The 24,523-nt window shown below is 75.2% G+C and carries 23 protein-coding genes and 1 pseudogene; 12 read left to right on the forward strand and 12 right to left on the reverse strand.

Going from position 1 to position 24,523, the window contains the following annotated elements; genetic code table 11:
* Positions 1 to 199 precede the first annotated feature (199 nt).
* Entirely contained in the window at positions 200 to 484 is a 285-nt protein-coding gene (locus tag ACFYUY_RS10865; protein ID WP_387899950.1) for a metal-sensitive transcriptional regulator, read from the forward strand.
* A gap of 58 nt (positions 485 to 542) precedes the next feature.
* Positions 543 to 1,472 carry a hypothetical protein gene (locus tag ACFYUY_RS10870; RefSeq protein ID WP_363363037.1) on the forward strand — a complete coding sequence of 310 codons (930 nt, stop codon included), beginning with the start codon at positions 543 to 545 and terminating at the stop codon, positions 1,470 to 1,472.
* Positions 1,473 to 1,608: 136 nt separating this feature from the next.
* Here ACFYUY_RS10870 and metF read toward each other — a convergent pair whose 3' ends face one another.
* Complete coding sequence (gene metF, locus ACFYUY_RS10875; RefSeq protein WP_387899952.1) at positions 1,609 to 2,583, reverse strand: methylenetetrahydrofolate reductase [NAD(P)H]; 975 nt, start codon at positions 2,581 to 2,583, stop codon at positions 1,609 to 1,611.
* A gap of 265 nt (positions 2,584 to 2,848) precedes the next feature.
* Here metF and ACFYUY_RS10880 point away from each other — a divergent pair, with 265 nt between their 5' ends.
* Entirely contained in the window at positions 2,849 to 3,163 is a 315-nt protein-coding gene (locus tag ACFYUY_RS10880) for a cation transporter (RefSeq protein WP_360223465.1), read from the forward strand.
* A 170-nt stretch (positions 3,164 to 3,333) separates the two neighbouring features.
* Here ACFYUY_RS10880 and ACFYUY_RS10885 read toward each other — a convergent pair whose 3' ends face one another.
* Positions 3,334 to 3,960 carry a TetR/AcrR family transcriptional regulator gene (locus ACFYUY_RS10885; RefSeq protein WP_387899954.1) on the reverse strand — a complete coding sequence of 209 codons (627 nt, stop codon included), beginning with the start codon at positions 3,958 to 3,960 and terminating at the stop codon, positions 3,334 to 3,336.
* 213 nt (positions 3,961 to 4,173) lie between these two features.
* On the opposite strand from ACFYUY_RS10885, the gene ACFYUY_RS10890 reads away from it, so the two are divergent.
* The gene (locus ACFYUY_RS10890; RefSeq protein ID WP_387899955.1) at positions 4,174 to 5,787 is read left to right on the forward strand and encodes an FAD-dependent monooxygenase; all 1,614 of its coding nucleotides are present in this window, start codon (positions 4,174 to 4,176) and stop codon (positions 5,785 to 5,787) included.
* A gap of 61 nt (positions 5,788 to 5,848) precedes the next feature.
* Here the strand turns inward: ACFYUY_RS10890 and ACFYUY_RS10895 are convergent, their stop codons facing one another.
* Positions 5,849 to 6,253, reverse strand: coding sequence for a DUF4345 domain-containing protein (locus tag ACFYUY_RS10895; protein ID WP_387899957.1), 405 nt, complete (start codon positions 6,251 to 6,253; stop codon positions 5,849 to 5,851).
* A gap of 87 nt (positions 6,254 to 6,340) precedes the next feature.
* On the opposite strand from ACFYUY_RS10895, the gene ACFYUY_RS10900 reads away from it, so the two are divergent.
* The 4 genes from ACFYUY_RS10900 to ACFYUY_RS10915 all read left to right on the forward strand — a co-directional run bounded on the left by ACFYUY_RS10900 (position 6,341) and on the right by ACFYUY_RS10915 (position 9,445).
* A complete protein-coding gene (locus tag ACFYUY_RS10900; protein ID WP_387899959.1) occupies positions 6,341 to 6,994 on the forward strand; it encodes a TetR/AcrR family transcriptional regulator in 654 nt (217 codons plus the stop codon).
* Positions 6,995 to 7,152: 158 nt separating this feature from the next.
* Complete coding sequence (locus ACFYUY_RS10905) at positions 7,153 to 8,388, forward strand: cytochrome P450 (RefSeq protein WP_387899961.1); 1,236 nt, start codon at positions 7,153 to 7,155, stop codon at positions 8,386 to 8,388.
* 192 nt (positions 8,389 to 8,580) lie between these two features.
* On the forward strand, positions 8,581 to 9,018 hold the full coding sequence (locus ACFYUY_RS10910; protein WP_360214275.1) for a helix-turn-helix transcriptional regulator: 438 nt from the start codon (positions 8,581 to 8,583) through the stop codon (positions 9,016 to 9,018).
* A gap of 10 nt (positions 9,019 to 9,028) precedes the next feature.
* Positions 9,029 to 9,445 carry a VOC family protein gene (locus tag ACFYUY_RS10915; RefSeq protein ID WP_360214277.1) on the forward strand — a complete coding sequence of 139 codons (417 nt, stop codon included), beginning with the start codon at positions 9,029 to 9,031 and terminating at the stop codon, positions 9,443 to 9,445.
* A gap of 92 nt (positions 9,446 to 9,537) precedes the next feature.
* On the opposite strand, the gene ACFYUY_RS10920 is transcribed toward ACFYUY_RS10915, so the two are convergent.
* Positions 9,538 to 10,497, reverse strand: coding sequence for a pirin family protein (locus tag ACFYUY_RS10920; protein ID WP_387899963.1), 960 nt, complete (start codon positions 10,495 to 10,497; stop codon positions 9,538 to 9,540).
* A gap of 212 nt (positions 10,498 to 10,709) precedes the next feature.
* Positions 10,710 to 11,393 carry a ribulose-phosphate 3-epimerase gene (gene rpe / locus ACFYUY_RS10925; RefSeq protein ID WP_360214281.1) on the reverse strand — a complete coding sequence of 228 codons (684 nt, stop codon included), beginning with the start codon at positions 11,391 to 11,393 and terminating at the stop codon, positions 10,710 to 10,712.
* A gap of 324 nt (positions 11,394 to 11,717) precedes the next feature.
* On the opposite strand from rpe, the gene ACFYUY_RS10930 reads away from it, so the two are divergent.
* A complete protein-coding gene (locus ACFYUY_RS10930; RefSeq protein WP_360214283.1) occupies positions 11,718 to 12,569 on the forward strand; it encodes a hypothetical protein in 852 nt (283 codons plus the stop codon).
* A 153-nt stretch (positions 12,570 to 12,722) separates the two neighbouring features.
* On the opposite strand, the gene ACFYUY_RS10935 is transcribed toward ACFYUY_RS10930, so the two are convergent.
* The 5 genes and pseudogenes from ACFYUY_RS10935 to ACFYUY_RS10955 all read right to left on the reverse strand — a co-directional run bounded on the left by ACFYUY_RS10935 (position 12,723) and on the right by ACFYUY_RS10955 (position 17,615).
* Positions 12,723 to 13,352, reverse strand: a complete 630-nt coding sequence (locus tag ACFYUY_RS10935; protein WP_387899965.1) for a C39 family peptidase — start codon at positions 13,350 to 13,352, stop codon at positions 12,723 to 12,725.
* Positions 13,353 to 13,560: 208 nt separating this feature from the next.
* Positions 13,561 to 14,058, reverse strand: a pseudogene (locus ACFYUY_RS10940) (DUF4188 domain-containing protein); the annotation flags it as partial.
* A 124-nt stretch (positions 14,059 to 14,182) separates the two neighbouring features.
* On the reverse strand, positions 14,183 to 14,800 hold the full coding sequence (locus ACFYUY_RS10945; RefSeq protein WP_360214287.1) for a TetR/AcrR family transcriptional regulator: 618 nt from the start codon (positions 14,798 to 14,800) through the stop codon (positions 14,183 to 14,185).
* 127 nt (positions 14,801 to 14,927) lie between these two features.
* Entirely contained in the window at positions 14,928 to 15,914 is a 987-nt protein-coding gene (locus ACFYUY_RS10950) for an aldo/keto reductase (RefSeq protein ID WP_360214289.1), read from the reverse strand.
* 321 nt (positions 15,915 to 16,235) lie between these two features.
* Complete coding sequence (locus tag ACFYUY_RS10955) at positions 16,236 to 17,615, reverse strand: pyridoxal-phosphate dependent enzyme (RefSeq protein WP_387899968.1); 1,380 nt, start codon at positions 17,613 to 17,615, stop codon at positions 16,236 to 16,238.
* A 334-nt stretch (positions 17,616 to 17,949) separates the two neighbouring features.
* Here ACFYUY_RS10955 and ACFYUY_RS10960 point away from each other — a divergent pair, with 334 nt between their 5' ends.
* Positions 17,950 to 19,407 carry a glycosyl hydrolase family 18 protein gene (locus ACFYUY_RS10960; protein ID WP_360214293.1) on the forward strand — a complete coding sequence of 486 codons (1,458 nt, stop codon included), beginning with the start codon at positions 17,950 to 17,952 and terminating at the stop codon, positions 19,405 to 19,407.
* Positions 19,408 to 19,579: 172 nt separating this feature from the next.
* Here ACFYUY_RS10960 and ACFYUY_RS10965 read toward each other — a convergent pair whose 3' ends face one another.
* On the reverse strand, positions 19,580 to 20,827 hold the full coding sequence (locus tag ACFYUY_RS10965; RefSeq protein ID WP_387899970.1) for an alpha/beta hydrolase family protein: 1,248 nt from the start codon (positions 20,825 to 20,827) through the stop codon (positions 19,580 to 19,582).
* A 373-nt stretch (positions 20,828 to 21,200) separates the two neighbouring features.
* Here ACFYUY_RS10965 and ACFYUY_RS10970 point away from each other — a divergent pair, with 373 nt between their 5' ends.
* Together ACFYUY_RS10970 and ACFYUY_RS10975 are read left to right on the forward strand one after the other, a co-directional pair.
* Positions 21,201 to 22,343 carry a serine hydrolase domain-containing protein gene (locus ACFYUY_RS10970; protein WP_360214296.1) on the forward strand — a complete coding sequence of 381 codons (1,143 nt, stop codon included), beginning with the start codon at positions 21,201 to 21,203 and terminating at the stop codon, positions 22,341 to 22,343.
* Positions 22,340 to 22,897, forward strand: coding sequence for a hypothetical protein (locus tag ACFYUY_RS10975; RefSeq protein ID WP_360214298.1), 558 nt, complete (start codon positions 22,340 to 22,342; stop codon positions 22,895 to 22,897). The genes ACFYUY_RS10970 and ACFYUY_RS10975 overlap by 4 nt, the downstream gene beginning before the upstream one ends.
* A 127-nt stretch (positions 22,898 to 23,024) precedes the next feature.
* Here ACFYUY_RS10975 and ACFYUY_RS10980 read toward each other — a convergent pair whose 3' ends face one another.
* Positions 23,025 to 24,419: an alpha/beta fold hydrolase gene (locus tag ACFYUY_RS10980; protein ID WP_387899972.1), complete on the reverse strand. Its 1,395-nt coding sequence runs from the start codon at positions 24,417 to 24,419 to the stop codon at positions 23,025 to 23,027.
* Between the last annotated feature and the right edge of the window lie 104 nt (positions 24,420 to 24,523).

The following is a 24,523-nucleotide window of genomic DNA, read 5'->3' on the forward strand; positions in this document are numbered from 1 at the left end:
TGGTACCCATGGGGGGTATCGGGCGGCGCCGAGTTCATTTATACCCCTGAGGGGTATCCAGGGCAAGGCTTCACCGATACCCCCCTCCCGTATTTTCCGGACCGACCGAACCGCTTGACTTGATACCCCCACGGGGTATTCACTCGGGGCATCGGACCGGGGCCGGCAGCGCCCCGCCGGAGCTCCCGAGGAGGCCCGCATGACCGGCTACCGGCACGACCAGGACCGCCTGCGGCGCCGACTGCGCCGGATCGAGGGCCAGGTCCGCGGCCTCCAGCGGATGGTCGCCGACGACACCTACTGCATCGACGTGCTCACCCAGGTCTCGGCCGCCACCAAGGCCCTCCAGTCCGTCGCCCTGCTCCTGCTCGACGGCCACCTCGCGCACTGCGTCCAGGACGCCGTCGCCGACGGCGGCACCGCGGCCGCCGACACCAAGGTCGCCGAGGCCTCCCGCGCCATCGCCCGCCTCCTGCGCGCCTGACCCCTCCACCCGCGCCGCATCCGCCCGCGCCCGCCGCCCACCACCGAGGAGACCCGCCATGAACACCGCCCTGAAGATCACCGCCTTCACCGCCGGGCTCACCGCCGCCTTCGGCCTCGCCCTCGGCGTCGGCCACGCCACCGGACGCGGTCCCGCCCCCGCGCCCGCCGGCACCACCGGGCACGGCGGACACGCCGGACACACCGAGGCCGCGACCCCGGCCGACCACCTGCCCGGCGGGCTGCAGGTCTCCGAGCGCGGCTACACCCTCAGCCTCGACGACCCCTTCGTCACCGCCGGCACCCCCACCGACCTGCGCTTCCGGATCCTCGGCGCCGACGGCCGGGCCGTCACCGCCTTCCAGCCCTCGCACGAGAAGGAACTGCACCTGATCGTCGCCCCGCGCGACCTCTCCGGGTACCAGCACCTGCACCCCACCCGCGCCGCCGACGGCACCTGGAGCGCCACCGCCGCGCTGCCGGCCGCCGGCACCTACCGGGTCTTCGCGGACTTCACCCCCGCCGGCGCCACCGAGGGCCTCACCCTGGGCGCCGACCTGCACGCCGCCGGCGACCTGCGGCCCGCGCCATTGCCCGAGACCGGACGGACCGTCACCGTCGACGGCTACACCGTCGCCCTCGGCGGCGAGCTCACCCCCGGGCGCAGCGGGCGGCTCACCCTGACCGTCACCCGGGACGGCCGACCGGTCACCGACCTCCAGCCCTACCTCGGCGCCTCCGGCCACCTGGTCGCCCTCCGGGCCGGGGACCTCGCCTACCTCCACGTCCACCCGGACACCACCGCCCCGGGTCCGGAGATCGGCTTCACCACCACCGCGCCGAGCGCCGGGAGCTACCGGCTCTTCCTGGACTTCAAGCACCAGGACGCCGTGCACACCGCCGCCTTCACCGTCACCACCGAGGGCGCCGCCGCCCCCGGCCCGGCGGCCGCCCCGACCACCGGGGAGACCGTGGACCACCAGCACTGAGGCCCACCTGCGCGCCGTGCCGGGCGGTCCACCACGGACCGTCCGGCACGGCGGCTTCGGCGGATTCGGCGGCGGGGCGGCGCCCGGCCCGGGATCGGGTCCGGGATCGGGTCCGGGACCGGGATCGGGCCGGGTTTCAGGCCCGGGCGCCGGTCAGCGGCCGGTCCTGTCGCGCCGGGGAGCACGACGGCGCCGCGGAGCCCAGTGGCGCCGGGCGGTCCAGTCCCAGGTTCCGGTGGATCTCCAGGGCCGCCGTCGAGCGGTTCAACGTGATGAAGTGCAGCCCGGGCACCCCCTCCCCGAGCAGGCGCTCGGCCATCCGGGTCGCGTGGTCCACCCCGATGCGGTGGGACGCCGCCCGGTCGCCGCGGGCGGCCTCCAGCGCGGCGGCGAGCGCGGGCGGGAAGGAGGCACCGCTCAGCTCGGCGAAGCGGGCGATCTGGCGGACGTCGGTGGCCGGCATGATCTCCGGGATGACCGGGGTGTCGCAGCCGGCCGCCGCCAGCCGGTCGCGCAGCCGCAGGTAGTGCTCGACCTCGAAGAACATCTGGGTGACGGCGTAGTCCGCCCCCGCCCGGCACTTGGCGACGAAGTGCCGGATGTCCTCGGACCAGTCCGCCGAACGCGGGTGGCGCTCCGGGAAGGCCGCCACGCCGACCGTGAACGCACCGCAGCCCCGGACGAGTTCGACCAGTTCGGCGGCGTGCCGCAGGCCCTGCGGATGCGGCCGCCAGACACCGTTCGGGTCCCCCGGCGGGTCGCCGCGCAGGGCCAGCACGTCCCGGATCCCGACGTCCGCGTAGCGCCGCAGGACGGCCTGCAGCTCGGCGGTGGAGTGGCCGACGGCGGTGAGGTGCGCGACGGGGCGCAGCGTGGTCTGGGCGGCGATCCGTTCGGTGGTCCCGATGGTGCGGTCGCGCGAGGAGCCGCCGGCGCCGTAGGTGACGGACACGAAGGTCGGCGCCACCGCCTCCACCCGCCGGATCGCGGCCCACAGGGCGCGTTCGCCGGCCTCGTCCTTGGCGGGGAAGAACTCGAAGGAGTAGGTCCGCTCGCCGGCCGCCAGGATCTCGCGCAGGCCGCGCGGGCCGGGGCGGGTGGTGTGGTCCATGGGGTGCTCACCTCGTGTGGTGGGGTCGGCGGCCTGCCGAGGGGCCGGCCGGCCCGGGATGCCGGCGGGCGTTCCACCCTGCCCCGGAGGGCGCAACAGGACCGCCACAAGGATGACTTGACGATCGCTGGAGGCGGTCCACCCGCCCGCTCCCGACCGCTCCACACCCCTCTTCAATTACCCCCTGGGGGTATGCTAGCTTCAGTGGTGAAGCAGCCGACCGGATCGCGCGGCCGGCGCCCGGCACGATGACAGGAGCACAGCCATGACCGAGATCGCCGTCACCGTCGAGTCCACCGAGACCGCCTCCTGCTGCGGCTCGTGCGGCACCGGCGCCACCGACGCCCCCGCCGCCGCGACGGCCGGCCCGGCCGTCTTCCAGGTCAAGGGCATGACCTGCGGGCACTGCGTCACCGCGGTGACCGCCGAGCTCCAGCGGATCGACGGCGTGGGCGCCGTCGCCGTGGACCTCGCCACCGGCCGGGTCACCGTCGACAGCACCGCCCCGCTCTCCGACGAGGCCGTCGCCGCCGCCATCGACGAGGCCGGCTACGAGCTGGTCGGCCGCCTGGACGGCTGACGGACCGCGACACGACGCGGAGCGGCCCCCGACGACCTGGTCGTCGGGGGCCGCTCCGCGTTACCGGGTGGGGGTATGCCGGGCGGGGGTGCGTCAGGTGGGGGTGCACAGGGAGCGGCCCCGCAGGGCGCGGGCACCCCGGAACGGGGCACCCCCGGCGGCCCGGCCAGTCACCGCGCGTCGGACGGCGCCCGCAACAGGGGGAGGACGACCTCGTCGAGGATCTCGTCGACGACCCGGTCGGGCGGCACCGTCCCGCCGATCAGGAAGGCGTCGCGCAGCAGGTCGAGCGGGAGGGAGAGGACCCGCGGGGTGAGCCGCGCGGGGTCGATCTCGCCCCGGTCGACGGCCCGGCGCATCATCACCTCCAGGCTGCTCACCGGCCCCTGCGCGGTCAGGCCGCCGCGGAAGATCCCGCGGAGCTCGGGGTCGCGCATCAGGTCGACCAGGAACCCGTGCACGGCGTCGGTCGGCAGGTCGTCGAAGCGGTGCAGCAGGCCGCGCAGGAAGAGCGCCAGGTCCGTCTTCAGGTCGCCGGTGTCCGGCGGCTCCCGGTAGTCGGGGGCGTTGCGGCCGAGGGCGGCGACGACGAGCGCCGCGCGGTTCGGCCAGCGGCGGTACAGCACCGGCTTGCTGGTCCGGGCCCGGGCGGCGACGCCGTCCATGGTGAGCCGGTCGTAGCCGTGGTCGGCGAGTTCGGCCCAGACGGCGTCGAGGATCGCCCGTTCCAGCTCGTCGCCGCGGCGCCGCGAGGGCCTGCCGCGGACCTCCTCGCCCACCGGCACGCCGGACGTCACCGGTTCGCCGGGCGCCGCTCCGCCCCTCGCCGCTCCGCCTGCCGCCGATCTGCCCGCTGCCGATCCGCCTGCCGCCGATCCGTCCGCCATCGAGTGCCGCACCCGACCTTCGTCAATTCGTAGATACGTTGCGTTTCTTATCCGGATGAGTCTACAGTCGTGACTAAGAAACGCTCCGTATCTTATGGCCGGATGACCTGGGGGGAACCCGTCATGCGCACTCTCCGAACGACCGACGTCCTGGTGGTCGGCGCAGGCCCGGTGGGCCTCGCCCTCGCCCTCGGACTGGCCCGCGCCGGGATCGACTGCCGCGTCCTCGAACGCGAGCCGCGGTTCCGCGACCGCGGCGTCCGCGGCAAGGGCGTCAACTCCCGGACGCTGGAGGTGTTCGACGACCTCGGCGTCGTCGACGGCATCCTCGCCCGCGGCCGGTCGGACCTCGGGGTCCGCAGCTACCAGGGCGTCCGGATCGTCCACGAGGTCGCCCCTCGGCCCGCCGGCGCCGCGACCCCGGACCGGCCCCACCCCGGCATGCTGCTGCTCGGCCAGCACCACACCGAGGCCGCCCTGCGCGACCGGCTCGCCGGGTACGGCGTCACCGTCGAACTCGACACCGAGCTGCTCGACCACCGGCAGGACCCCGAGGGCGTCCTGGCCACCGTCCGGCGCGGCGCCGCGACGGAACACCTCCGCGCCCGCTACCTGGTCGGCTGCGACGGCGGCCGCAGCACCGTCCGCAAGCTGGCCGGCATCCCGTTCCTCGGCGAGACCTGGGACCAGGAACGCTTCCTGATGGCCTCGCTCGCCGTGGACGGGCTCGACCCCGACCTCATGCACGTCTGGAACCACCCCGACCTCGGCGCGGGCGCCATGGTGCTGGTGCCGATGCGCGAGGACGACAACTGGGCCATCCACGCCTCCATCCCGCCGAGCGCGGCCGGCGAGCCGCCCGCCCCCACCCTGGACACCTTCCGCCGACTGTTCGCCGAACGCGCCGGCCTGCCCGGGGTCCGACTGCACGAACCGTCCTGGTCCACGGTGTGGCGGCCGACCGTCCGCATGGTCGAGCGCTACCGCCAGGGCCGGGTCCTGCTCGCCGGGGACGCCGCGCACTGCCACTCCGCGGCCGGCGGCCAGGGCATGAACACCGGTATCCAGGACGCGCACAACCTGAGCTGGAAGCTCGCCGCGGTACTGCGCGGCGCACCCGACGCCCTGCTCGACAGCTACCAGGCGGAACGGCTGCCCGTCGCCGCCACCGTCCTCGCCGCCACCTCCGCCCAGCACAAGGCGCTGTTCTCCGCCGACGGCGCCCGCGCCCTGTCCGCGCAGTTCGCCAGCCTGGCAGGCACCGCGGGCGCCGACCTCACCGGGCTCTCGGTCGGCTACCGGGGCGGCCCGCTCGGCCTCGACCTGGACGACGGCACCGGCATCCGTGCCGGGGACCGCGCCCCGGACGCCCCCTGCGCCACCGCCGACGGCACGCCCACCCGGCTGTTCGACCTCTTCCGCGGCACCCACTTCACCCTGCTGACCCTCGCCGGACGGCCCGCGCCGACCGGCCCGACCGCACCGCCCGGGCGGCCCGACGGGCTCGACGGGCTCGAAGGGCTCGACGGACGGGAGTGGCTCGACGGGCTCGAACGGGCCGGTCGCCTGCGCCGGGCCGTCGTCACCGACCCGGGCGGCCACGTCGGCCGCGCCTACGGACTGAGCGGCACGGCCGTCGCCCTGGTCCGGCCGGACGGCTACGTCTCGCTGACGGCGGGGCGGCCGGACCGGGCCGCGCTCACCGCCCACCTGCAGGGCTTCGGCCTGAGCAGCTGAGCGCCTGACCGGCGGGCCGGTGCTCCGGCCGACCGGCGGGCCGGGTCCCTCGGCCCGCCGGTCAGCCCGCCGATCGGGCGCGGGCGGCGGCAGCCCGCTCGTCCGCGTCCGCGAGCAGGAAGTACACCGGGGACAGGCCCAGTTCGACCACCATCAGCACCACCTGGAACCCGTCCGGCCACCCGGCCACCGCGGTCGACAACACCCGGCCGAGCCCGCCCAGCAGGAACACCGCCGTCAGCCACCGCACCGCGTGGGCCGGCACCGGCGACTGCCGGACGGCCCACAGCCAGGCCGCGCCGTAACCGGCGAAGATCGCGCCCATGAACCGGCCGAAGCTGTCGACCGTCGCACCGGCGTCCTCCTCGCCCGGGATCGCCGCGTTCCCCGCCAGCAGGTGGTAGAAGCCGATCGCCACGCAGGCGACCCCCATCGTCCACCCGAGCACCCGCAGAACCCTGGCCATGAACCCACCACCCGTCGGACGGTTAGTTGACACGTGTCCACTAAGCTAGCGCGCGCTAGTGGACACGTGTCAAGTAGCCTTCGCCGCATGCCAGTCCACCAACGGCGCCGCCGCCTGTCCCCCGCCGACCGACGCGCCCAGCTGCTCTCCGTCGGCGCCCGGCTCTTCGCCGCCCGCCCGTACGAGGAGGTGCTGATGGAGGAGGTCGCCGAACAGGCCTGCGTCTCGCGCGCCCTGCTCTACCGTCACTTCCCGGGCAAGCACGACCTGTTCGCCGCCGTCTACCGGCAGGCCGCCGACGAGCTGCTCGCCAAGTCCCGCTTCGACCCCGCCGACACCCTGCTCGAACAGCTCGTCGAGGGCATGGACGCCCATCTGGACTACTTCGTCGCCAACCGGCACGCCGTGCTCGCCGCCAACCGCGTCCTGGCCGGCGACCCGGTGATCCAGACGATCATCACCGGCGAACTCGACACCCTGCGCGGCCGCCTGCTCGGCGTCCTCCCCCTCACGGACGAGACGGCCCGGCGGGCGGTCTCACAGGTCCTCGGCAGCTGGCTGGTGTTCGTCCGGGTCCTGGTCGTCGACTGGCTCACCGAGGAGAGCTGCACCCGCGAGGAGCTGCGCGACGCCTGCATCGGCGCGGTGCTCGGCGCCCTGCGCCCGCTGCTGCCCGCCGACCCGAGCGCCGACGCGGCCGCCGGACCGAGTGCCGACCCGACCGCCGACCCGAGCCACTGAGAAGAACCCCCGACCACCGGCGGGAACCCCGTTCGGCAGGGGCGGAATCGCTACCATCGGGATCCAACGGGAAACACGCCCAAAGGCACCAATTTCCCATGAAAATAACACAGTTGGATCCTCACCTCAGCGCTGGACCCCGACCCCCGAAGGGACCCATGTCCTCCGCCGCACCCGACACCGGGACCGACCTCCCCCCGCTCCACCGGCTCCCCGTCACCCCCGCCCGGGCGCCCCACCCCACCACCCTGCCCGACGGCACCCCGGCCTGGCTGGTCACCCGCTACCACGACGTCCGGCAGGCCCTCACCGACCCGCGCTTCACCCGCGGCGACCTGCACACCGTCGGCACCCCCGGCGGCGGCGCCGACGTGGCCAGCAACCCCGCCTCCCTGTTCAACCAGGACGGCCCCGCCCACCGCCGGCTGCGCAGCACCGTCCAGCGCGCCTTCACCGCCCGCGCCATCGCCGACTGGCAGCCCTGGGTCGCCGAGGCCGTCCAGCAGGCCGTCGACGCGCTCGCGGCCGCCGGCCCCCCGGCCGACCTCGTCACCGCCTTCACCCGCCCGGTGCCCTTCGCCGTCACCACCCGCCTGATGGGCCTCGACGGCGACGGACCGGACCACCTCGACGCGGAACGCCTGCGCCACTGGACCCGCGCCGTCCTCGCCGACGGAGGGGCGGGCACCCCCGCCACCCAGGACCGGTCCGCCCAGGACCCCGCCCAGAACCCGGAGAGCGCCCTCGCCGAGTACGCCGCCTTCACCGCCGAACTGATCGCCCGCCGGCGGCGCACACCCGGCGACGACCTCGTCAGCCGCCTGGTGCACGCCGCCGACCAGGACGGCGGAGTCCCCGAGGAGTCGCTCGTCCACCTCGTCTGCGGGCTCACCGCCAGCGGCAACGAGAGCGTCACCGGCGCCCTCGGCAACGCCCTGGTCTACCTGCTCGGCGAACGCCCCGAGCACTGGCCCAGCCTCGCCGACCCGGACACCACCGAGCGCACCACCGAACGCCTGCTCCACTTCATCCCCCTCGGCGACGACGAGGCCACCACCCGCCGCGCCACCGAGCCGGTCGGCCTCGGCGGCGTCGACATCCCCGCCGGCGCCGTCCTCGCCGTCAACCTGGGCAGCGCCAACCGCGACCGCGCCGTCTTCCCCGACGGCCTCGACGCCGACCTCGACACCGCCCTCCCCGCCCCCACCCTCGCCTTCAGCGCCGGCCCCCACTACTGCCTCGGCGCCTGGCGGATGCGGCTCGAGATGCGGGAGTCCCTCCGCCGCCTCGCCACCGCCCTCCCCGGCCTGCACCTCACCACGCCCGTCCACCGGATCGCCTGGCAGCTCGGCACCACCACCCGCAGCCCGGCCCGCCTCCCGGCGGCCTGGTGACCACGCGCCGCCGGGGCGGGCCGACCCGCCCCGGCGGCCCGCCGGACACCCCTCCGGACACACCCGCACACACGTTCAACCCACCACGTCCACAGCACAATTGGCCGGATTCCCGGTTCCCGTCCGGCACTGTCCGCACCCCGCCCCGGCAACGGCGCGACCCGGCTCGGTCGGCCCGCTAGGCTGGCCGGCATGTCCCGTGCGTCCCGTGTGCCACTCCCCGACCTCGTCCGGCTGCGCCAGGCCCGTGATCGCATGGACCGCGAGTACGCGCAGCCGCTGGACGTCCCCGCGCTCGCCCAGACCGCCCTGATGTCCCCCGGCCACTTCTCCCGCAGCTTCCGCACCGCCTTCGGCGAGACGCCGTACGGCTACCTCATGACCCGCCGGATCGAGCGCGCCATGGCGCTGCTGCGGCGCGGCGACCTCTCGGTGACCGACGTCTGCATGGCGGTGGGCTGTACCTCGCTGGGCTCGTTCAGCACCCGGTTCACCCAGTTGGTCGGCGAGAGCCCGAGCGCCTACCGGGCCCGGGACCACTACGAGGACGCCGCCGTCCCGGCCTGCGTCGCGAAGGTCTACACCCGGCCGGTCAGGAACGGAGAAGCAGGAGGTCCGGGAGCTAAGTAGCGTGAAGGACATGGACATCAAAGTTGGACAGACCTTCATCACCGTCGACGACCACGACAAGGCGCTCGGCTTCTACCGTGACGCGCTGGGCCTCGAGGTGCGCAACGACGTCGCCTTCGGGGACCTCCGCTGGGTGACCATCGGCTCGTCCGCGCAGCCGGAGGTGGACATCGTCCTGGAGCCCCCGCTCGCCGACCCCAACGCCGACGACGCCGACCGCAAGGCCGTGGCCGACCTGATGGCCAAGGGCCTGCTGCGCGCGGTGATCTTCCGCACCGAGGACTGCGACGCCACCTTCGAGCGGATCCGCGCCGCCGGCGCCGAGGTCATCCAGGAGCCGATCAACCAGCCGTACGGCGTCCGCGACTGCGCCTTCCGCGACCCCGCGGGCAACATGGTCCGCTTCAGCCAGCCGCGCACCAACTGACCACCCCCCGGGCGGCCCCCTGAGCCGCCCCGAACACCCCCCCGAACGGGTCCGCCCACCCCCGGTGCGCGGACCCGTCCGCGTGCCGCGCGTCAGCGCTCGCGGCCGCGGGGTTTCAGCGGGGTGGCGGGCAGCTCCGGGGCCGGGAGGCGGGCGCCGGCGTAGCCGTGGACGGTGCCGAAGCGCGAGCCCGTCTCCCAGTCGGTGCGGGCCCGGGCGATCTCCTCGGTGGAGCGGCCGATGAAGTTCCACCACATGACGATCCGCTCCTCGAAGGGCTCGCCGCCGAGGAGGAGGACGGCGGCGTCCGTGCGGGCGAGGAGGGGGAGTTCGCGGCGGCCGCAGCCGAGGTAGAGCAGGGAGCCGGGCTCGACGGGGACGCCGTCGACGTCGACGCCGCCGGACATGGCGAGGACGGCGTACTCGAAGTCGGGGACGAGGGGGAGCCGGAGGTCGGCCCCCTCGGTGAGGGTGAGGTCGGCGCCGACCAGCGGCGTGTAGGCGGTACCGGGGGACGTCGCGGTGTCGAGGGTGCCGAGGATGACGGTGCCGTGCAGGCCGCGGGCCGTGACCACGGGCAGGTCCGCGTGGTGTTCGAAGGCGGGGGCGGTGTGCCGGTGGGCGTCCGGGATGGCGACCCAGAGCTGGGCGCCGTGCAGGAACCGGGCGTGCGGGCGCGGGGACTCCTCGGAGTGCGAGATCGCCCGGCCGGAGGTCATCAGGCCCAGTTCGCGGGGGCGGACGGTCTGCAGGCTGCCGAGGCTGTCGCGGTGCAGCACCTCGCCCTGGTGGAGCCAGCTGACGGTCTGGAGGCCCGTGTGGGGGTGCGGCGGGACCTGCATGCCGGGCTCGTCGGCGATGTCGTCGGGGCCGTAGTGGTCGACGAAGCACCAGGCGCCGACCATCCGGCGGCCCAGGTTGGGGAGCAGGCGGCGGACCACCGTGCTCTCGCCGAGCGGGACCTGACGGCCGGTGAGCAGGTCCCGCACCGGGCCGGTGTCGGCCTCGCGACCGCAGGCGGTCGGGGCGGGCTTGCGGTCGAGGTTGCTCATGTGCACTGCACCACCGTGCGGAGAGGGGCCGGGCGAGGGGCGTTCGGCACCGATCCTCCAGGACGGCCGGCGGTTCCTCCACCACACGCCGGGCGGGTCCGCGCGGTTCGACCCGCTCGGACCCGCCCGGACGCGCTGGGACCCGCCCGGACACGCCCGGACACGCTGGGACCCGCTCGGACACGCCGCTGCCGAGGGTCCCGCCCACGGGCTCAGTGCGAGCAGGCCCACCAGGCGTCGGCGGTGGCCGCGGCCGCGAGGTCCCGCAGCTTGCCGACGGCGGCGGCCGGGTCCTCGGCGCCGTAGACGGCCGAGCCGGCCACGAACACGTCGGCGCCGGCCTCGGCGCAGCGCTCGATGGTGCTCGCCGAGACGCCGCCGTCGACCTGCAGCCACAGTTCCAGGCCGTGCTTGTCGATCAGCTGCCGGGTGCGGCGGATCTTCGGCAGCATGATGTCCAGGAAGGCCTGGCCGCCGAAGCCCGGCTCGACGGTCATGATCAGCAGCATGTCGAGCTCGGGCAGCAGGTCCTCGTACGGCTCGATCGGCGTGGCCGGCTTGAGCGCCATCGAGGCGCGGGCGCCCTTGGCGCGGATCTCCCGGGCGAGCCGGACGGGCGCGGCGGCGGCCTCCACGTGGAAGGTGACGGAGCCGGCGCCGGCCTCGACGTACTGGGGGGCCCAGCGGTCCGGGTCCTCGATCATCAGGTGGCAGTCGAGCGGGATGTCGGTGGCGCGGGCGAGGGACTCGACGATCGGCACGCCCAGGGTCAGGTTGGGCACGAAGTGGTTGTCCATCACGTCCACGTGCAGCCAGTCGGAGCCCCTGACGGCCTCGGCCTCCTCGGCGAGCCGGGCGAAGTCCGCGGACAGGATGCTGGGGTTGATCTGCGCCATTACCGACTACCTTCACACGAGGGTTCACACGAGAGCGCCGACGGGCGTCCGCACGGGTATCCGCCCGGGCGTCCACGCGTGGCCGAGGCGCCCCGGGAACGGACACCTCACCCCCATCATCTCGCGCCACCGGTGCACCGGGCGCCCGCCCCCTCCCCCGCGTGACCGTCATCACACCGCGCGCGGGGTTACCCCGGCGGCGGCCGGGGCCATCAGCAGGGGGACGACCCGCACGCCCGGGCCGCCGGCGCCCGCCGGACGCGGGCCCTCCCGCTTCGCCGCACCACCGCGCGTTCCCGTGTCCCCGTGAGGAAGGTCCCCGCCATGGCCGATGTCGTCCACCCCGCCCGAGCCCTGTGGTGGCTCTTCGAGCCGGTGCACGCCGTCACCTACTTCGTGCCCGAGGGCCGGGACGCCTTCGAGGCGGTCGGGCTGCACGGCGCCTGGCGCGGCTACTTCGCCAGCCGTTCGGCACCGCTGGGCGCGGTGGACGCGGCACCGGTGACGGCCGCCTTCTTCAACTTCGCCCCGGCGCTGGTCGAGCGGGCGCTGCCCGAGGTGTGGACGCACGCCGGCCCGGAGGAGGCGCTGGCCGCCCGGCTGAAGGGTTCGGCGGACGCGCTGGCCCGGCTGCTGGAGCACGTGCCGCAGGAGCAGGTCGAGCTGGTGGCGGAGGCGCTGGAGCGGGCCGCGGGCCGGCTGGACTGCGTCGGCCGGGTGCTCGCCGCCGCCAACGCCGCGCTCCCCCGGCCCACCGGGCTGTACGAGCGGCTCTGGCAGGCCGCCACCGTGATGCGCGAGCACCGCGGGGACGGCCACGTGGCCGCCCTGGTGACGGCCGGGCTGGACGGCTGCGAGGCACTGGTGGTCCGCTGCGCGATGGACATGCGGCGGGAGATGATCCAGCCGCTGCGCGGGTGGACGGACCAGGAGTGGGAGGCGGCCGCGGCCCGGCTGGTCGAGCGGGGCTGGCTGACCCCCGAGGGCACCGTCACCGAGCTCGGCCGGATCCGGCACCAGTCCCTGGAGGCCGCCACCGACCTGGCCGCGGCACGGGTGTGGGAGAACTACCCGCGGGCCGAACTGGACGCCCTGGCGTCCGCGTTGAAGCCGATCTCGGCGCTCTGTCGGGGCAGCCTCCCGGTCAATCCGGCCGGACTGCCGGACAAGCCGTAGCCCTCGGCCCCGTGGCGCCCGGCCGGTCAGGGCCGGGCGCCACGAGGCCGGGCGCCGAGAGGCCGGGCGCCACGGGGCCGGGCACCGGGAGACCGGGTGCCGGGAGACCGGGCGCCGAGAGGCACGACGACCGTCGTCGCACCCAGCCGGCCGTCACGTCCCCGGCGGCCCGAGGACGATGCCCCGCCCGGAGTAGAACCGCGCGAAGGCCCGCCACGGAACGTGTGCGAAGGACTGCGACTCCCCCGGAAACCCGGACGGGTTGTGGAGGACCACCGCCGTCTCCGTGGTGCCGACCGCCAGCACCAGGTGCCCGCCCCGCCGGACCGGCTCCGGACCGGCCGGCTCGCGGATCGCCGGATGCACCGACACCATCACCAGCCCCCCGTCGGCCACCGCGGCGGAGACCTCCTCGGGCGCCAACTCCGCGGCCCGCGCGGCCAGTCCCCAGCGCTCCCGGGCATAGGCGGCGAACGGGGTGTGGATCAGTCCGCGCAGGCTCTCGCCGTCCCGGACGTAGGCACCCGCCGCCACGCACTCCTCGGCCAGGGTCAGCGCCGGCGGCGCCAGGCCCCACCAGTGGTCGAGCGCCATCCGCAGGCAGGCGACCCCGCAGAGCCGCCACGACCACCACGCGTACTCCTCCGGGGTGCCCGCGCCGGACTGCCCCCAGCGCGGGTCCTCGGCCGCGTCGACCTGCCCGTCGATGATCGCCCGCACCAGCTCCGCCGACTCCCACTGGGAGTGGTACGGCACCTGGTGCACCACAGCCTCGTCCGCCATCCCCCGACGCTCCCACACCGCGCCGACGGACCGACCCGCGACACTCCCTGCAGGCCCCCGGTCAGGCGGCGCCGCCCTCCGCGGCGGCCTTCCCAGCAGCCTTCCCGGCGGCTTTCCCGGCGGCCGACGCGCCGCTCGTCTCACCCACGCCGCCCTCCCCGGCCGCCCCGGTCCCTCCCGCCGCCCCGGCCGAACCGGCCCCGCCCCCCGTCCCGGACCGGAACGCCAGCCGCGCCGCAGCGTGCCGCCCGCGCTCCTCCACCGGCAACGAGCCGGTGGCGCCGGCGAGGCCGAACGGCGGCATGTCGAAGTAGATCGACTCGTATCCGCCCTCCGGCACGATGTACGTCTCGTGCCAGAGCCCGACGTGCTGCCGGGCCTTCCCCTCCCGCAGCTTGCGGTTGGCGATGCCCCACACGGTGTGGTGGAAGCCGTCCGGCGCGGTGGCGTACCGGTACAGCTTCTCCTTGGACTCCCAGTACTGCACGACGTAGTAGGTGCGCGGCGAGGCGGTGAGCAGGATGCGCCCGCGCAGGCCCCGTTCCGGGCTGCGGGCGAGTTCGTGCAGCATCCGGAACATCGCGAACATGACCGGGCCCCAGTGGTGGACGGCCCAGAAGCGGTTGATCCGCATGCCGATGAGCAGCACCACGGTGTCGCCGGTCGCGGCCGCGGTGGTGTAGCCCGGTGCCGCCTTGGCGAACATCGAGCGGACGAACGTCGTTCCCGTGGACATCCCGACCTCCCCGTACCCGTTCCACACCCCATGTAAGCGGTGATTACATCAGCGCCCGGTAGCCCGGTCAAGGCTCCCCACAGGCACAAGTCGGTTACTGCGGAGGGCGGTTGGCGATCCCCTGACCGAAGGTGTCCAGCACCTGCACGACCAGCTCCTCCGCCTTCTCGGCCGGCAGGTACCCGTCCACGATCATCTGCGCCAGCCCGTACACCAGCGCCTGCCCGGCCAGGCCCACCAGCAACGGGTCCCCGGGGCGCAGCCGGCCGGCCTCCTGGTCCGCCACGATCATCCCGGTCAGCGCCCGGTCGATGCCGTCCAGCTGCTCCCGCAGCTCCGGCTCCCGCGAGGCCGTGAACACCCGCGACCGCACCAGCTCGAAGCGGCGCGGATGACGCAGCGCGTACCGGACGAACCCGAGCCCGATCGCCCGCATCACCGAGCCGCCCGCCGCCTCCACCGACGCCGCCTCGGCCTCCTGCCAGCGCGCGAAGTCCGCCAGCACCCGGTCCGCCAGCGCCGTCAACAACGCCTGCCGGTCCGCGAAGTGGCGGAACGGCGCCCCCGCCGACACCCCCGCCCGGCGCGCCACCTCCCGCATGCTCACCTTGTCCTGCCCGCACTCGTCGAGCAGCTCGAACGCCGCCCCGACCAACGCCTCCGGCAGGGACCCGTGATGGTACGAGCTGCGCCCGTCAGGCCGTTCCGTCATACCCGCCTTGCTACCACAACGACCGGCCACCACCACCACGCACCATCGGCACCGGCGCACCGCGCACCGCCGCCACCGCCACCGCCACCGCCAGCAGGACCCGGTCGGTGGCGGCGGCGGACGCGGGCTACCAGGCGTAGTCCTCCGGGGCCGGCCGGTGGCCGGGGAAGATCTCGTCGAGGCGGTCGAGGGTCTTCTGGTCGAGCTTCAGGTCGACGGCGGCGACGGCCGCGTCGAGGTGGGCCGGGGTGCGGGGTCCGATGATGGGGGCGGTGACGGCCGGGCGGGAGAGTAGCCAGGCGAGGGCGAGGTCGGCGGGGTCGGTGCCGAGCTCGTCGGCGAGGTCCTCGTAGGCCTGGAGGCGCTCGCGGTGGGTCTCCAGGAGCGCGCCGGCGTGCTCCAGCGCACCGCGGACGCGGGTGCCCTCGCGTTCCTTGCGCAGGATGCCGCCGAGGACGCCGCTGCGCAGCGGGGACCACGGCAGCAGGCCGAGGCCGTAGTGCTGGAGGGCGGGGACGACCTCCAGTTCGACGGTGCGGTCGAGCAGGTTGTAGAGGGACTGCTCGCTGACCAGGCCGAGGAAGTGCCGGGCGCGGGCGGCCTCCTGGGCCTGGGCGATGTGCCAGCCGGCGAAGTTGCTGGAGCCGACGTAGATGACCTTGCCCTGGGCGACCAGGAGCTCCATCGCCTGCCAGATCTCCTCCCAGGGCGTGTCCCGGTCGATGTGGTGCATCTGGTACAGGTCGATGTGGTCGGTCCGGAGTCTGCGCAGACTGGCCTCGACGGCCCGGCGGATCGCGAGGGCGGAGAGCCGCCCCTCGTTGGGCCAGTCGCCCATCGGGGCGTAGGCCTTGGTGGCGAGCACGGTGCGCTCGCGGCGGCCGCCGCCCTGGGCGAACCAGCGGCCGATGATCTCCTCGGTGCGGCCCTTGAGGTTGCCCTCGCCGTCGCGTCCGTAGGCGTTGGCGGTGTCGAAGAAGTTGATGCCCCGTTCGTGGGCGGTGTCCATGATGCGGTGGGCGTCGGACTCCTCGGTGTAGGGGCCGAAGTTCATGGTGCCCAGGCAGAGTCGGGAGACGGTCAGGCCGGTGCGGCCGAGGTGGGTGAACTCCATGGGCTCCACCTTCGGCCGCACCGGCACCGGTGTCCAGCACCTCCCGCCCTCCGGGACGGCCCCGGGGCCCCTGACCACCCCGACGGCGTTCACGCCCCCGCCGGCCCGACCGCCCCGGTGGCGTTCACCGCCCGTGCGTGGCGAACTTCCTTACGGCGAGCGGCACGCAGAGCGTGAGCAGCACGGCGCTCCACAGCAGCGAGGCCGCGACGGCGTGCTGCACGGGCCAGGCGTCGCCGGCGGCGGAGGGGTTGCCGAAGAGCTCCCGGCAGACCCACCCCCTGACCGCCCCCTGCCCCCGGCCCGCCCGCGGCGCGGCGCCTAGCGGACCGCCCCCGCCGGGAGCACCGCGACCGCCCGCCCGTCCACCAGCACCAACGCGGCCGGGTACGTCCCGCCGAGCGCCTCCCGCACCTCGGCCGCCGACTGCCCGACCCCGACCGTCGGCAGCGCCGGGCCCAGCAGCCCGGCCACCGGGTCGCCGGGCTTCGCCGTGCCGTCCGCGAGCGCGGCGGCCAGCACCGCGTGCGACACCGAGCCGACCACCTCCGTCGCGCTCACCCCGTACGGGCGTGCGGCCCGCGCCAGGACGGCCGGCGCGACACCGCCCGGCGCGGTGCGCAGCGCCTCCAGCGCCCCGCCGACGGTCGCGTCCGCGGTCACCGTCGCGAGCGGGCCGGCGGTGTCCAGGAAGGACCGCAGCGCCCCCTCCCCCGGCTCCTCCAGGAAGCCCCACCGCCGCATCCAGTCGTCGCTGTGCACCTTGGACAGGTAGGAGCGCCCGGAGTCCGGCAGCAGGACCACGACCAGGTCGCCCGGCCCGAGCCGGCGCGCCACCCGCAGGGCCGCGGCGACGGCGGTGCCCGAGGAGGGGCCGGCCAGGATGCCCTCCTCCCGGGCGAGCCGGCGGACCGTCAGCAGGGACTCGCGGTCCGGCACGCGCTCGAAGGCGTCCGCCACGTCCCGCCGGTAGGCCTGCGGCCAGCGGTCCTCGACGGTGTCGGGGTGGAGGAAGTGGCCGATGCTCTCGACGAAGTAGGGGCTGCCGTCCCCGCCGCCGTAGAGCGAGGCCTCCGGGTCGGCGCCGATCACCGTCACCTCGCCGCCGGACACCCGCTTGAGGTGGCCACCGGTGCCGGAGATGGTCCCGCCGGTGCCGACGCCCGCGACGAAGTGGGTGATCCGGCCCCCGGTCTGCTCCCAGATCTCGGGGCCGGTGCCGCGCACGTGGGCGTCCGGGTTGGCCGGGTTGTCGTACTGGTTGGCGAGCCAGGCGCCGGGGATCTCCCGGGCGAGCCGCTCGACGACGTTGAACAGGTGCGCCGGGTCCTCCGCGGGCACCGTGGTGGGCGCGGTCACCACCTCCGCGCCGTACGCCCGCAGGATGTCCGACTTCTCGGCGCTGGAGCGGTCGGACACTCCGGCGATGACCCGGTAGCCGCGCTGCCGGCCGACGATGGTGAGGCCGATCCCGGTGTTGCCGGAGGTCGCCTCGATGATCGTCCCGCCGGGTCGGAGCAGCCCGTCCCGTTCGGCGGCGAGCACCATCGAGAGCGCGGCGCGGTCCTTGACGCTGCCTCCGACGTTGAGGAACTCCGCCTTGGCGTAGACCGGCGCGGCGAGCCCGGCGCCCAGGCGGGCGAGGCGGAACAGGGGCGTCCCGCCGATCGCGTCGAGAACGGATTCGTGCACTGCCGCCATGGCGGGCTCCTTCGCTCGGTGTCCGACCGAGCCTGCCCGACCGCGGGGTCCGGTAGCCGCGACGGCGCGAACTCGCCGTACGGAACCGCACGGAACCGCACGGGAACCGGAAGGGAGCCGGAAGGCAATCACGGAAGCCGCGGAAGCCCGCGCCCGACGGGAGCCGGACCCCACGCCCGGAGGCCGGGCACGCTCGCACGCACCCGACCGCCCGTCAACCCGTTCTCCCGAACCCGCCCGCACCGACCGGCCCGGCCGCTACGCTGCCCGCGCGACCACGCCCGGCACCCGTCCGGGCACTTTCCGTGATCGAAAACGCCGAGGGAGAGCCGCCATGAGCGAACTGGTGCACCCGTCCGACCCCGGACTCGACGGGCTGGCCGTCGACGCCGCCGAACGGACCTACGCCGAGAACGGCTTCGACCCGGCGACGGAGGACCGCCGCCTCTCCTACACGCCCTGCCGGGTCGCCAAGCCCGTCTTCAACACCTACCGGCGCAGCGGCCACCAGACGGTCTCCGGTTTCCTGGACACCTCCTGGGCCTACGACAGCCGGCTGACCCAGGACGGCGGGGCCGAGGGCGGGCCGGGTGCGGACCTCACCGGGATCGTCGCCGCGGACGGCGCCTTCGACGAGCTCGTCCTCGGCCTGGTCGGCATCGTCGGCGACCGCGGCGCGCTGGCCGCCGCCACCGCCCAGGCCGCGCAGGACTTCGGCGTCCCGGCCACCGACCACGGCGCGGTCGTCTTCACGGACGCGTGGAGCGCCGTCGCCGCCTACTTCGGCTACGGCTTCGACGGCTGGGTCTCCAACGACTACCGCGCCCTGTTCGACCAGCAGCGGGCGCAGGGCCTGCTCGGTGCCGCGCGCCGCCTCCAGGAGCGCAGCCCCGGCCTGGCCGTCGGGCTGCACGTGGGCGGCTGGGAGCTGGGCGAGGCCTTCGGTGCCGTCGCCCGGGACGCCGCCGCGCGCCGCCGGTTCGCGGACTCGGTCGCACGACTCCTCGGCCGTTTCCCGATGTTCTCCACGCTCCACCTGGACTGGCGCTGGCCGGACGGTGCGGAGCAGTACGCGGCGCTGGTCCGCGAGACCAGGGCCGCGCTGACCGCCGCCGGAGTCCGCGCCACCATCGCCGTCGCCGTCCCGGCCGTCCCGGCCCAGCTGGCCGCGATGAACGTCCCGCTGCTGCTGCACTCGGGCGCCGACCGGCTCGACCTGATGTCCTTCGACCTCTTCGGCAGCCCCTGGTCGGCCGGGCTCGGCCACCACTCCTCGCTGCGCGACGTCGACACCGCCGTCACCCGGCTGACCGACGGGCTCGGCGTGGACCCGCGCCGCATCCACGTCGGCTACGCCACCACCACCCGCAACGCGCGCCGGGCCCGGGTCGACGCGGTCTCGCCGCTGCGCGGCGGCTACCAGGGGGACGCGGGCGGGACGCTCGGTTCGTTCCGTCCGGGGGTGAGCACCTACGCCGACGTGCTGCGCCACCACCTGGACCTGGAGAACGGCCGGGGCCGCAACGGCTTCGAGCTGTACACCGACACCGCCGCCAACGCCGACTTCCTGTACAGCCCCGCCAGCGGCGTGTTCCTCTCCCTCGACACCCCGCGCTCGGTGCGCGCCAAGGCGGAGTACGTGCGGGCCCGCGGTCTGGGCGGCCTGTTCGCCGAGCACGCCGCCGCCGACCCCGGCCTGCTCACCAACGCCGCCCGCGAGGGCCTCGGGCACACGGCCACCGCGGCGGTCGTCGACATGAAGCCGTTCTACGTCACCGGCCGCGAGCAGTAGCCCGCCCGCGGTGGAGCGGCGGGCCGGCGGATCGGCCCCCGCTCCACCGCGTCCCCGGCCTCCCGGTCGCGCAGGCCCGGACTCCTGGCTGCGGCCGCGCCCCCGCCGGTGCGCCCCCGCGGCCGCCCCCCCAGGGTCACGCCCCCCGCGGCCAGGCCCCACGGCCCCGGGTTCACCCGAGGAAGGTCACCGCCGGGAAGGCCGGGGAGGGCCCGTCGAGCAGGTGGTCCCGGCGCTCGCGCAGGTGCTGGTCGAAGAACGCGAGCGGGTACGCCTGCTGGATCCGCACGCCCTGGTCGGGGTCGAGGGTGCCGATCACGTCCTGGAGCTGTTGCCCGCTCCACCCGACCAGCTTCGCCACCTGCGGGAACAGCGCCTCGTCGTCGCCGTACGACACGTGGGCGGCGCCCTGGGCCTGGACGGCCAGCCGCCAGCCCCGCAGGAGCGTCCAGAACCGGGCGACGGCCGGTTCCTGCGTCGGGGTCTTCTCGGCGGTCATCAGCATGAACGGACGGTCCAGGTCGCCGGTGAGCGGCGGGTTCATCAGCATCGGGGCGTCGAGGCTGAGCCCGGCCCTGATCCGCCGGTCGTCGAGCATCGCGCAGGCGGTGGCGGACCCGCCCTTCGACCAGCCGAACGCGCCGATGCGGTGGAGGTCGAGGCCGCCGAGCAGTCCGGCCGGGAGCGCGCGCCGCTCGGCGTCCGGGTTGCACCCGGCGGCGAGCTGCTCGACGGCGTCGAGGACGGAGCGCAGGTCGGCGGCGAAGCCCCTGGGGAGGCTGGCGTCGGTCGGGTGGTCGAGCGGGGCGACGAGCCGCCCGTCGGGGAACTCCGCGAAGGTGTCGTAGGTGTGGGCCACCGTCACGACGGCGTAGCCGTGGCTGGCGAGCTGCTGGACGATGGTCGTGTGGTCGCCCTGGTGGCTGTGCGCGCCGTGCGAGTACAGGAGGACGGGCAGCCGCCGGCCCGACCGCAGCACCGGGGCGCCGACGTGGCCGGAGGTGACCGGCGCCAGGTCGGCCAGCGCGCCGAACCCCACGGCGTCGAGGTACGCCTTCAACGGGGCGGGCTGCATCCAGGGCGCCACCGGGAACCGTTCGACGTCCCGGGCGGGGTACCAGACGGTGACCATCAGCTCGCGGAAGTGCCCGGGGCCCGCGATGTCGTCCGGGCGTGACCGGTCGACGAGGTGCAGCTGGACGGTGCCCACCGGGTGCGGTCCGGTCGGGGCGGGCAGCGTGAGCCGGGTCGGGGCGGGCCCGGACGGACCCGGGCCGGCCGGGGCTCCCGGTGCGCCCTGGTCCGCCCGGGCGGGGCCGGCGACGGCGGCGAGCGGCACGGCGGCTCCGGCGGCCAGCGCGGCTCCGAGCACGCGGCGGCGCGTCACGTCCCTCGGGCCGGTGGACGTTGTGGCGGTCACGGTGCCTCCTGTGGTGGCGGGTCGTCAATCGGGGTGCCCCGGAGGGTCCGTGGGCAAGGGGAACGCTGTCACGCGCCTCCTGCGGGCGGCATCAGACCGCCGGTCGATCGTCCGCCCGGGGGTCGGCCCACGGATGTACACCCCTGGGCCTATGCAGTCGACGGTGCCGCCCTCCCCGCCGGGAGCCCGTCGCCCCCGTTCGTCACCGCCCCCCGTTCGTCGCACCGGCCCCGTCCGTCACACCGGTGCGGCCCACCGCGCGGGCTCCGCCCGCCCCGTCGACCCCGGCCTGCGAAAACCCCTCGTACCGGTCGCACCGCTCCCGTAGCGTGGTCCGGTCGATGATCTTGGGGCCGGAAGGACGGGCAGAGCCATGCAGCAGTACCAGGGGTGGGCCGACGAACGCTACGGAGCGGTCGCGGACGCCTTCGCCCGAAACTTCGAGGAGTTCCCCGAACTCGGCGCCGCCGCCACGGTGTTCGTCGGCGGCCGCAAGGTCGTCGAACTGTACGGCGGGACGGCCGACGAGCGCACCGGCCGGCCGTGGACGCCGCGGACCGTCGTCCCGGTCTTCTCCTGCGCCAAGGGCCCGGTGAGCATCCTCGCCCACCTCCTCGCCCAGCGGGGCCGCCTGGACCTCGACGCGCCGATCGCCCGCTACTGGCCCGAGTTCGCCCGGCACGGCAAGCAGGACGTCACCACCCGGATGGTGCTCGGCCACCGCGCCGGCATCCCGGCGCTGGACGCGGTGCTCTCCTTCGAGGAGATCGCCGCCTGGGAGCCCGTCGTGCGGGCGATCGAGGAGCAGCCGCCGCTCTGGGAGCCCGGCACCGGCCACGAGTACCACGGGCACGTGTTCGGCTTCGCCGTGGGCGAGGTGATCCGCCGGATCACCGGGCTGACCCCGGGCGCGTTCCTCCGCGAGGAGATCGCGGATCCGCTCGGCCTGCCGGTCCGGATCGGCCTCCCGGAGAGCGAACTCGGCGATCTGGCAAGGCTGGTGGAGTCGGAGGGCCGCCGCCCGATGCCCGGCCCGGAGCACCTGCTCACCCGGATCGTCACCATGAACGGCGCCCTGGTCTTCCCCGGGCTGGATGCCCCGCACGGCTGGAACGACCCGGCCCTGCACGCGATCGAGCTGCCCGGGGCGGGCGCCGTCGCCTCCGCGACCGGCCTGGCGGGCCTGTACGCGGCGGCCGTGACCGGCCTGGACGGCGGCGAGCGACTGCTGGCGGCGGCGACCGTCACCGACGTGGTGCGCGAACTCTCTTCCGGCCAGGGCTTCCTGGGATTCGACATGGGCGCCCGCTGGGGCTCGGGCGTGCTGCTCGACTCCCCCGGCTTCCGCGGACTGCTCGGCGCCCGCAGCTTCGGCAACGACGGCGCCGGCGGCCAGTTCGCCTTCGGGGACGACGAGTTCGGCGTCGGCTTCGGGTACGTCGCGAACCGGATGATCGGCCACGGCGACGCCCGGGCGACCAGGCTGATCGAGGCGCTGCGCGGGTGCCTGGCGTGACGGACTTCCTGGCCCGGCTGACCGCGATGGCCGCCACCGGCGGCCTCGGCGACTTCCGTTACAACGCCTCGCTGCCCGCACTCGCCGCCCGCTACGGGGATCCCTGGGACGGCGGGCGGATCCACCGCGCGTCCCGCTGGCCGCACGGCTTCGGCTGGGGCGACGTGGTGACGGTGTTCTGCCACTGCCGCCGGCTCCAGTCGCTCTCGCTTCCGGTCTGGCACGGAGACCTCGAACTGCCGCTTCCCGGGGGCGCGTTGCAGACCCTCGACACCCGGGTCACGGAGTCGTCCCTGGTCGCCGCGCTGACCGCCGCCGGCTGCTCCTGGAACACGGTGACGTACGAGAACCTCCCCGACCAGCGCACCCTGGAGGTGCCGGTGGCCGGGGAGGTCCGGGCGGTGTTCGTCCTCGTCGACCGCGAGGAGCGCGACGCGCCCCCGCTCGACGACTGGCTGCTGCACAAGGCCCTGCTCTGGGGCTACGAGCACACCGACTGCCCCGAGCCGGACCGCTCCGTCCCGGACGACGGCTGGGGCCTGGCGAAGGACTGACGCCCGCCCACCGCGGGCCCAGTCCCCACCGGCAGGATCCCGTCCCCCGTACGACGTGCGGACGGACCGTTCAGACCCCCGTCCCGAACGGTCCGTCCCCTCCCGCCGCACGGGCGGGGTTTCCCTGCTACGCGAGCAGGAAGTCGAACACCGCCTTGCGCCCGACGCCGCTGCGGTCCCGGGACTGCACCGAGTGCGCCGCACCCGGCACGATCACGACCTGCGGGTCGTGCGCCATGGCGGCCTCCTGGTGCAGCCACTCCAGCGGGGTGGAGAGGTCACGGTCCCCGCCGAGCAGCAGCACCGGCACGTCGGGCAGCTTCCGGTGCGCGGGCGGGGTCGGCGGGACCTTCTCGCGCGGCCAGTCCAGGCAGGTCAGCAGGCTGCCGAGCCCGGTGGCGGTGGCCGGGTCGAACGGCCAGGTCTGCTCGGCGGTGAGCCGCTGCCGGGTGCGCTCCAGCGCCGCCGCCCGGCCCTCCACCGGGGTGTCCGAGGTGCCCCACGGGTAGTGGCCGTCGGCGCACAGGGTGCTGGCGTGCAGGCCCTGGCTGAGGAATTCGGCCGGCACCGCGTCGCCCTCGTGCGCTCCCTCGATGAAGCCCTGGAGCTTCTCGGGGTATCCGGCGGCGGCCTCGTGCAGGGCCTCCGGGATCCCGCCGTAGTTCGGGTCGACGAACTCGTAGCTGGTGAGCGTGTCCAGCACGGCCGGCCCGTCGTGGTAGCGGCGGACGGTCTCGGCGAGGTCGGCGCCCGGGTCGGTGGTGCAGCCGGTGGCCTGGCAGGCGGCCCGCAGCACCCGGGCACCGGCGGGCAGGGCGGCGAGGTCCAAGGGGTCGTAACCCTGTTGCGGGACCACGGAGTCGAGCACCAGCCGGTTCACGTGGCCGGGGTGGGCGAGCGCGTACCGCTCGGCGACGAAGGTGCCGTAGGAGACGCCGTCCAGCGTGAGGCGGTGGGCGCCGAGGGCGCGGCGCAGCAGGTCGATGTCGTCGACGGTGTCCGCGGTGGCGTAGTGGCGCCGGTCGGGGCCGAGCGCGGCCGCGCAGTCCCGGACGGCCTGCGGGGTGGGCGGGGTGAGGTCGGAGGCGCCCATCTGCTCCTGGAGGGCGGGGCACTGCAGCGCGCCGCCGCCGGTGCCCCGCTGGTCGAACATGACCAGGCGGTAGTCCTTGAGGACGGGCGCCAGACCGTCCGCGACCCGCTTCACCAGCGGCACGCCGGGCTGGCCCGGCCCACCGGTGAGGAAGAGCAGATCGCCCTTGGGGGCGTGGGTGTTGCCGCCGACGGCGACCTTCAGCCCGAGGGCGCCGGGGTCGGAGCCGCTGTGGTCGAGCGGGACGGTGAGGGTCGCGCAGGTGAAGTCCGGCAGGTCCGGGCAGGGGGCCTGTCCGGTGAGTCCGCTGCCGGGGGCGGGCCGGTCGGGGCTCGCCGGGGCCGCGGCGGCGGGAGTGGCCAGCGTGGTGCCGGCGACCACCGCGACGGCGCCCAGCAGGGCGGCGATGCGGCCGCGCGTGCTCGTCATGTTCGTCCTTCCGGTCGGACCGCGTGCCGTACTGACGCGGTCACGGAAAAGCCTGTGCCCTGGGCCGCTCCGGACGCGAGGATTAGGGCCAGGATTCGACCAGC

This window comes from Kitasatospora sp. NPDC004745 (assembly GCF_042873275.1).
GTDB lineage: Bacteria > Actinomycetota > Actinomycetes > Streptomycetales > Streptomycetaceae > Kitasatospora.